The sequence below is a fragment of the Paractinoplanes abujensis genome, from assembly GCF_014204895.1.
Taxonomy (GTDB): domain Bacteria; phylum Actinomycetota; class Actinomycetes; order Mycobacteriales; family Micromonosporaceae; genus Actinoplanes; species Actinoplanes abujensis.
The window spans coordinates 368,506-382,352 of the sequence record NZ_JACHMF010000001.1 but is presented as its reverse complement, the minus strand read 5'-3'; the positions used below and the strand labels follow the sequence as shown (position 1 = coordinate 382,352).

Here is a 13,847-nt window from a genome sequence, read left to right as displayed (position 1 = left end):
GCTGAACCCCTTCGCGTCGGGAGGGGATCATCATGACCCAGGCTGTATCACTGACGGACTTCCTCGGCGCGACCGAGATCGGGCGGCTCACGACCGCCCAGCGCAAGCTGATCGTCGAGCAGGCCCTGCTCGTGCTCGAGCAGAGCTATGCCCTGCTGCCGTTCAAGATGGCGCGCTACGGCATCAACCCGCTGCAGCGGCTGCGCCTGCTCTCGCAGCGGCTCGACCGGGACGGCGACCCCGGGCTCGAATGGCGCATGCACGCCGAGCTCGTCGACGTCTTCAACTCGCTGCGCGACCTGCACACCCGCTACACGCTGCCGCAGCCGTTCAGCGGCGCCGCGGTGTTCCTGCCGTTCCTGCTCAAGGAGTTCACCGAGGACGGCCGGCGGCGCTACCTGGTCAGCAAGCGTCAGGCCGACTTCGACCTGCAAGGCTTCCGCCCCGGCGTCGAGGTGACCCACTGGAACGGCGTGCCGATCGCGCGGGCCGTCGAACGCTTCGGTGACCGGCTGCCCGGCGCCAACCCCGACGCGCGTCACGCCCGGGCGTTGCAGATGTTCACCGTACGGTCGCTGGCCTTCGCGGCGCCCCCGGACGAGGACTGGATCACCATCGGCTACCTCGACGAGCAGGGCCAGGCCCGGGAGGCCCGGCTGACGTGGAGCGCCACCGCGATCACGCCGGTGGCCGAGGGGCCGAGCGCGACGACCGGCACCCCGCTCGGCGTCGACATCGAAGGCGCCCAGCTGGCCCGGCTGCGGGCCGCCCTGTTCGCCCCCGAGGCCCTGGCCGCCGAGGAGACCGGGCAGGAACTGGCCACCGACGACCCCGGCGTGGTCCCGGTCGCCCCCGACCTGTCGACGGTCTTCGAGGCGCGCCGCGTCGCCGTGGGCGGCCGCACGGTCGGGCACCTGCGGATCCGTACGTTCATGCCCACGTCGGGCGGCGTCGTGGCGTTCGTCCGCGAATTCGCCCGGCTGCTCGGCGCGCTGCCGCCCGACGGTCTCGTGCTCGACGTGCGGGGCAACGGCGGCGGCGCGGTCGTCGCCTCCGAGCTGTGCCTGCAGGCGCTCACCGCCCGTCCGGTCGAACCGGAACCCGCCCAGTTCGCGGCCACCGCGCTCAACCTGCGCCTGTGCCGCACCCGAGACGACCTGCAACCCTGGCTCAAGTCGATGGACCAGGCCCTCGAATCGGGCGCCCCCTACTCGGCGGGCATCCCGTTCACCCAGCGCGAATGGTTCGACGCCGTCCCGCAGTCCTACTTCGGCCCGGTCGTGCTGCTCACCGACGCCCGCTGCTACTCGGCCACCGACATCTTCGCCGCGGGCTTCCAGGACAACGGCATCGGCCTGGTGCTCGGCACCGACGGCAACACGGGCGCCGGCGGTGGCAACGTCTGGCAGCTGACCGACCTGATCGGCGCGCTGCCCGGCCCCTTCAAGCCGCTGCCGCTCGGGGCGGGTCTGTCCTTCGTCATCCGCCGCGTGCTGCGGGTCGGGGCCAACGCGGGCACCCCGCTGGAGGACTACGGCGTCGTGCCCAACGAACGCCACAGCACCACCCGCCGCGACATCCTGGCCGACGATGCCGACCTGCTGGCCGCGGCGGTGGCCCTGCTCGAGAAGTCACCGGCCCGCCGCTTCGACGTCGACCTGTCCACCGCCGGCGGCGACCTCACCGCCACCTTCGGCGTGCTCGGCATCGACCGCGCCGACATCGAAGTCGACGGGCGGCCCCGCTGCAGCGCCGACCTGGCCGGCAACCCGGGCCCGATCATCGTCACCGGCGCCGGTGACGCCCGCGTGGTCCGCGTGGCCGGCTTCGACAGCGGGGCCGTGGTCGCGCTGCGCACGTTCGTCCGCAAGGGCGACCTGCTCCACCCGCTGGGGACGCTGGAGGACTGAACACCGCACCCACCCGCGCCCGACCGGCCACCACACCGGTCGGGCGCCACGCTGCTCGCCGGAGCCAGTCCGAACCTCTACGACCACGCTCCGCTCCGCCATGCCCGGCCATCAGGACAGCCGCCTCACCGTCGAGTACTCATTCGGCAAGGCCGAACGCGGCGCGTTACCACCATTCCCGCTTGGGTCGCCGCCGGCTGCGTGTGGGGGGCCGGGCAGCCTCCTCAGCCGAAGTCGGCCCAGCCGGCGTCAATCAGCCATTTGATGTCCCGCATGTATCCATCGAAGTGTTTCGAGCGCCTGGGGGCCGCCACGACCATGGAATCAAAGGGTGACTGGGCGAACCTGCGGATCCACACGCTTGCGTACTCCGGCATCTCCACTTGCCCCGCACCGGCCAGACGCTCTCTGCGCAGGACGATCTGCGTTTCTCCGTCGGTCCTGACCAGAGAACCGGGCAGAAAGGTCAACTCGACCTCGGCGAACTCCGCCTCTGAGATGTCGAGCGCCCAGTCAACGACCTGATACCTGGCAAGCATGGCACTGACGAATGCGTCCCTCTTGCGAAGGCTGGGGTGTGGCCCCAACAGGCGGAACGAACCGATCCTTCCCCGCAGAACCACCCGCTCGAAGATGCACGCATGCAGTAGTTGAGGTTGCCGGCAGGAAAGGCCCTGAATCAGGGAGTCCTGGAGGTGAACGCCCTGAACCCCGCACTGGTCGGCCTTGCAGTCCGTCAGGCGCAGGCCGTCCACCACCAAGTAATGGTCCGGATCATCCGTCTGCGCGAACACGCAGGACGTGAAGCTGCACCTCGAGAACCCGTACCCGGACACGACACTTCTGCGTCCGGTGATCTTCACTCCCGAGAAAGCGTCACCCTCAAAGGTTGTCACGAGCACCTCTACTGGAAAATCTCCGCGAGGAGACTGTTGCTTGGGCTTCGATAGGTCAAGATCTGTCTTCGCCCGCCATATAGTCGACTTCCGTTGTCGTCAACTGCATTCAAATGTTGTCGCATGGTCGACTCGGCAGGGCCGGTGATGTCGAGATTCAGGGACTGAGAACCAACTGCGATGACAAAGTCAGGCACCCGCTTTCCAAGCCGCGAATTACCCAGATGAGTGATATTCGGGTCATTCGCCACCAGCGGATGCGCCGCCAGCGCCGACTCGAACGCAATGCCGTAGAACATACGCCACTTCCCCGCGTTCTTCTTTCCTTCCCTTAGTTGCCCATCTGTGAAATACGGCAGGAGCTGTGCGACATCCCAGTTCTCGATGTCCGCGACAGCCGCTTGGATCCTGGCGAAGCTCGCTTTCCCCGACACCCCGAGATGGTTCGCGGGGTTGTTGCCGCAGTTGTGGACAAGTATCGGCTCATCGCCGGCTATCACATAGTACGTGTGGATGTTGTCGACCGTGAGGTCGCGCATCACTTCGGCGCCGGTGAAGGTGTGGACCTTCGTTACGTACTGGATTTCGCCGTTCGGGCCGACCAGCGTGGACGTGCCGGGTGTCAGCTCCGCGGCATCGACCCAATCGCCGGTCGTGGCGTCCCAGAACGGGTGGTTGGCTGTGGTCTCCAGCGTCGACTCGGTCGGGCCGCGGGTACTACGGCCGCCCTTGCCCTCGCCCTGCGTCCGCACAGCACGGTCGGCCGGGGCCGGCGCACTGGACACCGTGACGTCGGTCAGGTCCCGGTCACGGTTGGCGTGGAGCAGTGTCACCTGCTGATCGCTGTTGTCGCCCGTCTCCGGATCGGTCGTCACGACCTTGTCGCCGACATTGACCTCGGAGATCGGTCGCATGGTCCCGTCGGCCATCAGCACCCGGGTGTCCGGAGCGAAGCTGTGACACGCCTCTCCCGCCGCCTGCGGGTCGTTGCCCTTGTCCGGTTTGACGAAGTTGCGCTGGTCCGCCGGCTGGTCCGACACGGACGGCCGGTCCGAACCCTCCGGGCGGTCCGGACGGTCGGGCCTCTCCTTGTCCGGCTTCTCCGTCTTCTTCGCCGACGTCTTCGCCTTCGGGGGCTTGGTTTGTTCTGATGCCTTCGCCTTCGGACGATGCTTCGCCTTGTGCTTCGGCTTCTTCTTCGCCGGCGGCTTGGCTTTCTTCTTGGGTGGCTTCGGCTTCTTCGGCACCTTCTGCATGAGGTCGCTCAGATGCTTGCGGGCCTGGTTCATGAGCATCGACGCGCGGTTCATCAAAGTGCGGGCGCCGTCGACGATGCGCCGCCACATGCGGTAGCCGTTCAGGGCGCGGTCGATCGCCTTGTACAGCGATCTCATCATCTTGAACGCCTTGACCGGGCCGAGGAAGTTGGTGGCCAGGTCGATGCAGTCCATGACGCTGCCTTCGAGGCAACCGACAACGGCGTTGTAGCCGATCATGTCGAGCAGCATCCCGACGCCGACCTGGATCAGGATGTCGTAGAGAGACGTTTTGCTCTCGCGCTCGCCCCGCTCGTAATCGGCCTGCTGCCGGGCGATCTCCTCGCCGGTGAACTGCACGTCGCGCTGGTGCTGATCCAGGTCACGGTGGTACTGGTCGAGCTGCGCCTGGTACTTCTTCAGCTCGCACTCGTAGTCGTACGTGCCGCATTTGCCGTCCACGCCGTAACCGGTGGTGTCCGTGTTCCCGAGGGGGTCGCCCTCGGCGTACGCGAACCGGTTGGCTGCGCCGGAGCCTGGGGTCGGGTCGTTCGACGCCGGGTCGCGGGTGTCGAACGCGCCGGTCTCCGGGTCGTACCAGCGGGCCCACATGTTGACCTTGCCGGTGCCCTCGTCGGTCCACTGCGACTGGAAGCCAAGCTTTCCGATCATGCCGCCGGAGGCCAGGACCTTGCCCCAGGGGTCGTACGCGACGGAGGCGGCGAGGGTGGTGCCGTCGCCGGCGAACTCGCCCACCACGTCGGTGTGCAAGTCCGTCCACGCGTAGCGCTTGGTCGCTCCGGACGCCACGCCGACCAGACCGCCGCCGGCGTCGCGGACGTACGTGGCGTTGCTGTCCCCGGCCACCGTGTTGGTGAGGCCGGTGTAGGTCAGCCCCGGTTTGATCAGGCGACCCAGCGCGTCATAGGTGTATGTCTTGGTCGTGCCGTCGGGCGTGCTCTGCGAGAGCACCTGGTTGAAAGCGTCGGTGACCGTCACCTGTTCCAGGCCGCCTTCGACCGTGCTCGTGAGCGTTCCGCGCGGCGAGTAGTGGTATTGCGTCCCGTCCGACGAGGACGTCAGCTGGTTGCGCTGGTCGTAGGCGAATGTCTTGCCGTCGGCCTGGGTCCGGTTGCCGGACTTGTCGAACGCGTAGATTACCGGCTTGGTGCCGTTGTCCCACAGGATCAGCCTGTCGGCCAGGTCGTAGTCGTAGGTGTTGGTCGTGGCGCCGGCGAACCCGGTGGTCGTCTTCGACTTCAGGTTGTCGTTGAGGTCCCAGCCGTACGCGATCTTCGCGACGCTCGCGCCGCCGGCCGTCTTCAGCTCGTCGGACGTCAGCCGGTGCAGGTCGTCGTAGCCGAACGACCGGATGTTGCCGGTGGTGTTGTACCGGATCGAGCTGACTTGCGACATCGTGTCGTACGCGTACTTCATGTCGACGCCCGCGCCGGTGTTCACCACCTTGTCAGGCCGACCGGCGTTGTCGTACGTGTAGGACGTCGTCCCGGCCGCATCGGTGCGGGAGGCCAGCGCCCCGTCACGGTTGTACGTGTAGGAGGACGTACCCGAGACCCCGCCGATCGCCGTCGGCAGACCCCTGTCGTCGTAAGCGACGGTGGTCGTCCCGGCCAGACCGGTCATGACGGTCGGCCGCCCGGTCAGGTCGTACTCGTAGGACTTGTCGGCCGTCTCGACCTGGGCGCCGGTGCCCGAGCTGCGCACCAGCCGGCCCATCTCGTCGTACTCCGACGTGACCCGCACCCCGCCCGGGGAGTCCACCTGGACCGGCCGCCCACCCTTGTCGTAGATGGTGGTGAAGGTGCGGTCGGCCAGGCCGGGGTGGGCGTCGGTGGCCGGCTCGATCTGCGATTCGGGCAGACCCCAGCTGTTGTACGTGGTGACGAAGCGGTTGCCCCGTCCGTCGGTGAACCGGGTGCGCTGCCCGGCGACGTCGTACCCGAAGGTCGACACGATCTCGTCGGAGCCGCTGATCGGTTCGGTCTGCGACACCAGCTGGCCTAGCGCGTCGTAGGCGAAGGTCTTGGTCGTGCCGCGGGCGTCGGTGGCCTCGACGAGGTTGCCGGCGGCGTCGAACCGGCTGGAGACCGCCCGCAGCGGCGTGCCGGACGCCGAGAACGCCTTGCTCTCGAGCAGCCGGCCGGCCAGGTCGTACGTAGCCGTCTCGTAGGTGCCGTCCGGGGCCGTCACCTTGGTCGGCCGCCCGGCGCCGTCGTACTCCGTTCTGGTGATGTTGCCGGCGCCGTCCTCGACCGAGGTCTGCTCGCCGGCGGCGTTGTACTCCATCCACGTCTCGACGCCGGCCGCCGTACGCACCATGTCGGGCCAGGGCGTGGAGAGGTAGTGGATCTGCGACTCGTTGGCCTCGCCGGTCTGCCGCACCGCCTGGGCGCTCTTCACCGTGCGGCCCATGAAGTCGTACGTGGCACCGGCCTTGGCCTGGGTCGGGTCGATCTGCTCGAGCAACTCACCGTTCTCGGTGTACTTGAAGCTGCTCACCCCGCCGTCGGCCGCGGTCACCTCGGTCGTACGGCCGAACCTGTCGTACTTGAACCGGGTGGTCGCGCCGAGCGGGTCGGTGGTCGACTCGACCTGCCCCGCCGCGTTGAAAGTGTTGGTCGTCTTGGCCGTGACCGGCATGGACGAACCCGGCGCCCGGTAGCCCGGGGACTCGGTCTCGATCGGGCGCCCACCCGCGTCGTACCGGGTGACGGTCTTGTTGCCTCGCGGGTCCTGCTGCTCGGTGAGTTCGCCGAAGGTGTTGTAGCCGACCATGGAGACCGCGATCGTGGCAACCGGCTGACCCTCACCGGTCACCGTGTTCACCTGGGGCGACCGGAGCACGACGGGACGCCCGGCCGCGTCGTTCTCCACCAAGGTGGTGCTGCCCCGCGGGTCGGTCGACGAGGTGACCGAGCCGTCCGGGTCGAGACTCTGGCTCGTGCGCACGACGCGCGCGGCGAGAGCCTTGTCCGTGCCCGCCCTCACCGTCTTCACCTGGGTCTCGGTGAGCGCCCGCTGGAGCACGATCACGTCGTCGACCTTGCCCAGCGGTGCCGCCGAGGACGAGACGTCCCCGGCCTGGACCGCGGCGGCAGGCAGTGGCACGAACCCGGCGTCGGCCGTATCCGGGGTGCCCGTCACCGTGCCGTCGACGTAGAGCGTGGCCTTCCGCGTCGCCGGGTCGTAACCGGCGGCCAGATGGACCCACTCGCCGGCCTTCGCGGTCCCGTTGGCGGTCCGGACCGTGAGCGTGACCGGCGAGCCATCGGCCGTCTGGCCGTTCATGGTCAGCTGCCAGGCGCCGCCCGTCACGTGGCTCAGGCTCATGGCGGTTCCGCCGGTGGCGCTCGGCATCGACAGCAGACCGCGGCTGGTGGACGTGTCGCTGACGTTGACCCAGATGCCGGCCGTGTAGGCCCGGGCGGTGTCGACCACCGCCTGGTTCGATCGGACGTACGCGGGGGAACCGGTCAGTGCCGCGGAGCCGCCGTGGTCGGCCGACCAGCCGACTTGGTCAGTTGTCTCGCCGCGCGAGTTACCGACGGAGTCGGCGGTGGTGCGGTCGAAGATCGAGTCGAACTTCCACCGGAACACCGGGGCCAGCGGGTCGGCCGACGTGTAGGTCGTCTCGGCCAGGGCCCGGCCGAGCTTGTCGTAGAACGCCTCGGACCTGCTCACGACGGTGGCGCCCTGGGTCAGCGTGGTGGTCAGCACGTCGTCGCCGGCCGAGTAGGTCTGTGTGGTGGTGCGGTTCAGACCGGCCGGGTCGAGCGTGGCGGTGAGGCCCCGCGCGGCCGCGTCGTAGGTGCGGGTGGTCCGGGTCTTGCCGTTGTTGGTGAGCTGGGAGACCAGGTTGCCGGCCGGGTCGTACGCGTTCTCCTCCTCGAGGAAGGCCGCGGTTTCCTCGGAGGCGCCGTTGTACCGGGTGACCTTGGTGAGCAGGTTGTTGTCGGTGTAGCGGTAGGCGGTGAGGAAGCCCCGCGCGTCGGTGATCGAGGCGAGCCGGCCCGCGGCGTCGTATCTCATCTCCTTGACCGGCCTGGGTTCCCCGGGCACTTCGACCTTCAGCTCGTGGCCAAGCGGGTCGTAGGTCGTCCGGATGACGCTGTCGTCGGCGTGCGTCTGCTCGTTGACCCGGCCGTACGCGTCGTAGCCCAGCTTTACCTTGTTGCCGAGGGCATCGGTCTCGGTCGTCCGGCGTCCGTACTGGTCGTACTCGTAGGTCACGGTGCGCGGCGCATCCCCGCCCGACGCGTCGGACACGGTCTCCGACGACACCAGGCCGTCGGGGTTGTAGACCTTGGTGGTGACGGGCGTGTGGGACAGACCGCTGACTCGATTGACCACTTCCGCGCCGGTCTCCACGACGACCCGGTCCTGCCCGTCGTGGACGTACGTGGTCGTCGACCGTTTCGTGTCACCGACGTACTCGGACTCCTCGATGGCCCGCCCGAGGACGTCGTACGTGTAGCGGGTCTTGAGGCCCGCCGGGTCGGTCATCTCGCGGACGTCACCGTCGGCCTCGTAGGCGATGGTGACGACACCGCCGCCGGGCTTGACGATCCGCGTGGGCAGGCCGGGTGGCGACGAGCTGTAGGTGACCGTGGTCCGGCGGCCCAGCGGGTCGATCTCCGCGATCCGGGCGGCCGTGTTCTCGTTGTACTCGTAGATCGTGCGGTAGGTGTTGTCCGTGGCCGACTTGGACCCCGGACCCCGCCGGGTGAGCAGCCGATCGTTCATCACCCGCGGCGACAACTTCTCGTCGGTCGAGTTCGGCCAGTAGGTGAAGTAGCTCGTCGAGCACTTGTTCTCGGACCGGTCCTGACAGGTCGCGGTCGAGACGACGTTGCCGCGGACGTCGTGCTCGTTGATGGTCATGTTCCCCATGGGGTCGGTGACCGTGCGCAGGTTGCCCTTGCTGTTGTAGCCGTAGCGGGTCGTGTTGCCCAGCGCGTCGATCTCGGCGAGCTTGCGGCCGCCCTGCAGTTCGTGGACGTCCGTGCTCACCACGACCTTGTCGGTGTCCGGGTGCTGCACGGAATAGGCGACCGACGGCACGGCAGTGGAGGTGGCGGCTGAGCGAGCCTTGAACTGGGCCTCGACCATCTTGCCGTCGAGGGGCTTGTCGTAGAGCGCGACCTCGGCGATCTGGCCCAGGAAGAAGCGCCCGGTCGGTCTGACACTGTCGTGCGTCCCGGGCGTGTAGCCACCACCGAGGTACCCCGCCCCCACCGTCATGTGCGTGGCGACGCCCTCACGCCAGGGGCCCCGGGCGAGGCTTCCCTGAGCCTTGCCGTCCAGGTAGAGCGTCTGGTTGTCATCCCAGGTGACCAGCGCGACGTGATGCCACTTGCTGTCGTTGACCCGGGCCTCGCTGCGGATCGGCTGCCCGCCGTCGGTACCACCGGGGAAGCGGCCGCGGAGCCGGCCGTCGGAGTCGACATAGAGGGGGGTGATGACCTGGTAGTCGACCGTACCCGGCGCGATCGGATCGATGCCGTAGCTGAACAACGGATAGCCGTTCACCGAAGTCTTGAACCACATCGAGATGGCGTAGGTGTCCATGTCGATCGGGTCCGGCGGGCAGTTCGGCGCACAGACGCCGATGTTGCCTGGCCTTCGCACGATGAGCTGGGAGCTCGTGCCGTTGAAGGCCGCGGCTTTGCCGTGCGGCTCGAACGGGCCGCTGGCGGTGTTCAGCGAGACCGAGCTGTACCGGGCCGCGGTGCCGTTCACCTCGTTGAACGGAATGGTTCCGCTCGTGTCGTTGAGCCGCCAATAGTTGCTGGGCACCCCGGCCAGCACGGCGCTCTCGTGCAGCTTGGTCGTGCCGCCCAGCTTCGGTCCTTGCGGCTGCCACGTTGCGCCGTTGCTGTCGGTCACCTGGCTCACCCGGCCGCTGACCCGGTCGTAGGTGACGTCGGCGGCCACGCCCCCGGAGGGGCGGAGCACCTTGCTCACCTGACGGACCGGCGCCCGCGCGGCGTAGAGGTCCTTGACAGTCTGCTCGCTGACCGGCCCGTCGTAGAGGGCCACCTCGGCCATCGAGCCGGCGAAGTGTTTGAGGTAGCCCATGTTGCTCAACGAGTCGACGGTGTCGTTTCCGGGCCAGCCGCCGCCCAGGAAGCCGGCGCCAAGATAGGAGTAGACCGGGTTGAGGTCCTGCACATCGCCGGAGAGTGAGCCGACCCGTTCACCGTCGATGAACATCGTCTGCTCGTTGCCGGCCGCCGACAGCACCACGTGATGCCACTGTTTGTTGGCCACGTTCACCGAGGACTCGACCACTTCGTGCGAGCGCGGGAAGTAGGTCTGCCAGAGGGCGCGCACCTTCTTGTCGCACGCGCGCTGGCCGATCGCCTCGGGGGAGCTGGAGGTCGCGTCGATCCGGCTGAAACACTGGTAGGACCAGTCGTTGACGATCTGCCCGTTGGCCTGCACGTCCCACTTCTGCTTGGCGACGCTGTCGCTGCACGTTTCCGTGACGACATATACCTTGCCGGTGGCGTCGCCCTCGGGAGCGAGGCACTTCGTCGTCCCGCCGGTGGTGACGTACAGCTGACGCTTCGCCGACCAGTTGAACTGCTGGTTCGGAGCAGCCGCGCCCGTGCACGACTGCAGGGTCAGCAGCGCGCCGTTCACCGAGGAGTTTCCGGACACCCCGACGCATTTGCCGGTCTCCGGGTGCAGCAGGCTCCCCAGTCCGGTAGCCGTTCTGGGTGCGGTCGGGAAGCCGCCCTTGAGCTTGCCGTCCTTGTCGATGTAGAGCGTCGGGTTGTAGCCGGAGCTGGTGCGATCGTTGGCGTTGCTCTGCCACGATTGCCCGTACAGCACCCGGGCCCGGGTGCTCGCGTCGGCCTTGAACCACATGCTGATCGCCTGGTTCGAGGCGTCCCCGGCCAGCTTGGCCGGCACCACGACCTTCGACGACGCCCCGTTGAAGCCGGTCGCCCGGGAGGCCGTGCCGGCGAGCGGGCCGTCGACGCTGTAGTTGACGTCGACGTAGCTGCCCCGATCGGTGCCGGCGTTCTCAAGCACCGAACTGGCGGCGACCGCGCCGCCGGCCTCGTTCAGCCGCCAGTACGAGCTGGGCTGGGAGTTGCTCACCGCCGTCGGGTAGAGCGAGCCGTCGGTGTGCTGGTAGGTGTGGCATTTGCTGTCGGCGGCCGGCGGGCAGACCGAGATCAGGCCGCCGGCATCGGTGTAGTTGTAGGCCCACGTGTTCGCGGCGTTGTTCACCACGTCGGTACGGACCGCTTTCACACGGGGCGGGCTCAGTTCGGTCTTCCACTCGACATACAGCTTCCGCCCGGACGCGGACTCCAGCTCGGTGACCTGGTTGCCGGTCCATTTGAGCTTCAGCTCGCGGCCGAAGACGTCCTTGACCCCGCTCAGCGATCGGACACCGGTCGAGGTGTTCTGCAGGAACTCGTACTGCGTGCCGTCCTTCTCCCACAGCTGGTAGCCGCCGGTGATCGACCTCAGCACGGTCCCGCGTCCGGCCGGTGAGGTCCACGTGGTGCTGCCGATGGCGAGCTCCCAGTCACGACCGAACGCCAGCTCACGCCCGTCCGGATAGGTCACGACGGCCGTCTTGCCGCGGTTGACGACCTTCGCGTCGAGGATGCTGGACCAACCGGCGCCGAAGGCCTGACCGGTGCGGGGGTCGCTGCTGTTGTAGTACCGCGTGATCTCGAGAGGCGGGCCGATCGTGGTGACAGCCGCGTCCCGGGCCGTGGTGGTGTAGTTGCCGATCGCCGGGTCGAACGAGCGACCCGAGTTCTGGGACAGCCCGGACGTGATGGCCGGCTGCGGCACGACAGTGAGGAACAGGTTCTTGAACAGCGCGTCCTTGTTGGTGCCCTCACCGTCGTCGACCAGCACGCTCCAGTAGTAGGACTCGCCCCACTTGATCTCTGTGCGGCTCGGGATCACCCATGACTTGCGCTTCTGCACCGGCGACCGGAAGAGCTCGGTCTTGGCGTCGTTGGCGTAGACGATGAAGGTGTACGTCAGGGATTTGGGCCCTACGTCCGGGTCGGACGCGTCGGCCAGGAGCTCCGGCGTCAGCGTGTTCACCGCCTGGCCGTAACTGGGGTACTGCTCGTTGACCTGCGGCGGCTCGTTGGCGGCCGCGGTCACCTCGACGAACGGCTGGAACTCCCCGGCCTCGACGTTGCCCGACGTGAACCGCTTGAACGCCGCGGTGTCGCTCTCCGAGGTGGTCAGGGCCAGTCCGGCGTCGGCGGCCTGCCCGGCCGACCAGTTCGCCACCGCGCCGGGGGCCAGCGGCACGCTCCACCATTTGCCGACAGCGCGGTCGGCGTCGGCGTTGGCGCACGCCAGTTCGCTGTCGGTGATGCGCAGGGTACCGATCGGCGCGGAGTACGAGGGGGCGGCGGCCAGGCCACCGGCGTCGGCCGGTGCGGCGCCCTTGAAGGTCTCGGTCACCCGGCGCACGGAAATGGGCTGCCGGTTCCCGCAGTCGGCCGACCAGGAGTGGTAGAGGTGCAGCGTCGCGGCGCGGACCCGCTTCGCCCCGAAACCGTCGGCCGCTTTGGCGTCGAAGCCGACGAACGACCGCGAGACCGTGGCCTTGTCCTTCCAGGTGCCGACGGGCAGGTCGTCGGTGTCCCGGTTGGTGGTGGTGGCGTCGCTGTCGGCGAAGGTGTCGGTGCGGGCGTTCGCGGTCAGCACCGTGGCCCCGAGACGGACCGGGTATTCGCGGGCCGGGTCGGTCAGCCAGGCCGGGTCGGCCGTCACTTTCAGCGCCGGAGCGCCGTCGACGGTCGTCAGGTCGTAGGTCACCGCGGACGACTGGGCGCCCGCACCGGACTTCGGATCGATGCGGGCGTCCTCCAGGTGACCCGGCGCCATCCGCAGCGCCACGTCACCGTCGGCGTCGGCCAGGGTGATCGAGCCGTCCGCCCCGCGGCTCACGGCCAGCCCGTCAAGGTCCAGCGGGAGCACCCACTCGTTACCCGCGGCCGGCGTCTTCAGCACGATCGTGGTGCGCAGCCCGTCGGCCAGGGATTCCGCTTCGATGTCCGTCGAGGACAAGATTTCCCCGTACGTGGCCACGGACCCGTCGATCACGACTGGCGCGGGAACGGCGCCGCCCACGCCGTAGGCCATGGAGTCGCCGGCGGCCGTCGTCAACGTGGCCAGCGACGCGTCGGTGCCCTCGGGGGCCAGGCTCGCGGTGATCGAGTTCGCGGTCGTCTCGATGCGGCCGGCCCGGCGGGTCAGGTCGGTGTCGATGGGCTGATAACGCCCCTCGGCGTCCCGGTAGTTGACGCGGCTGCCGTAGAGCCGGCGGGTGACCGACCCGTCGGCGTTCTTGAACTCGGTGAACCGTTCGCCGGATCGTTCCGGCACGCGCTTGCTGGTTTTCTCGTCGAAACTGTCCGCGCCGGCCGCGGGCGGGGCCTGCCACGGCCCGGGCTGCTTCGGCTCGGGCAGCGACGCGGGGACCGCTCCGATGCCGCGCCCGGCCGGTTGACCCGACCCGCCGTTGGCGCGGGTCTTGTCCCCGGAGACGTAATGGCCCCGGTCGCCCGGGCCGGCAGGCGTCTGCTGCACCGGCATGCCCAGCACGTCAGCCAGGGCCACCGGCTGTTCCAGCCACTTCAGCAAACCGCTCAGCGGGAAACCGCCGTCGGCGGGCACAGCCCCCGGAGGCAGCCCGACCGTCAGGACCAAGCACACAGCAATGACCACACCGACCCAGCGGCGCATGAAGTTCCCCCATGAATTGCCGT

Annotated in this window: 3 protein-coding genes; 1 reads left to right on the top strand and 2 read right to left on the bottom strand. The window is 68.5% G+C overall.

The features are described 5' to 3' along the window. Positions 1 to 32 precede the first annotated feature (32 nt). Positions 33 to 1,910 (top strand): S41 family peptidase, encoded by a 1,878-nt coding sequence (locus BKA14_RS01350; RefSeq protein WP_184949117.1) that lies wholly within the window; start codon positions 33 to 35, stop codon positions 1,908 to 1,910. 224 nt (positions 1,911 to 2,134) lie between these two features. Here BKA14_RS01350 and BKA14_RS01345 read toward each other — a convergent pair whose 3' ends face one another. Beyond that, positions 2,135 to 2,704 carry a hypothetical protein gene (locus BKA14_RS01345; protein ID WP_184949116.1) on the bottom strand — a complete coding sequence of 190 codons (570 nt, stop codon included), beginning with the start codon at positions 2,702 to 2,704 and terminating at the stop codon, positions 2,135 to 2,137. 110 nt (positions 2,705 to 2,814) lie between these two features. Next, positions 2,815 to 13,794 carry a LamG-like jellyroll fold domain-containing protein gene (locus tag BKA14_RS01340; RefSeq protein ID WP_184949115.1) on the bottom strand — a complete coding sequence of 3,660 codons (10,980 nt, stop codon included), beginning with the start codon at positions 13,792 to 13,794 and terminating at the stop codon, positions 2,815 to 2,817. Between the last annotated feature and the right edge of the window lie 53 nt (positions 13,795 to 13,847).

What these genes read in the sequence shown, in the direction of transcription:
- BKA14_RS01350 (WP_184949117.1), top strand. Translation starts at nt 33, where the DNA reads ATGACCCAGGCTGTATCACTGACGGACTTCCTCGGCGCGACCGAGATC.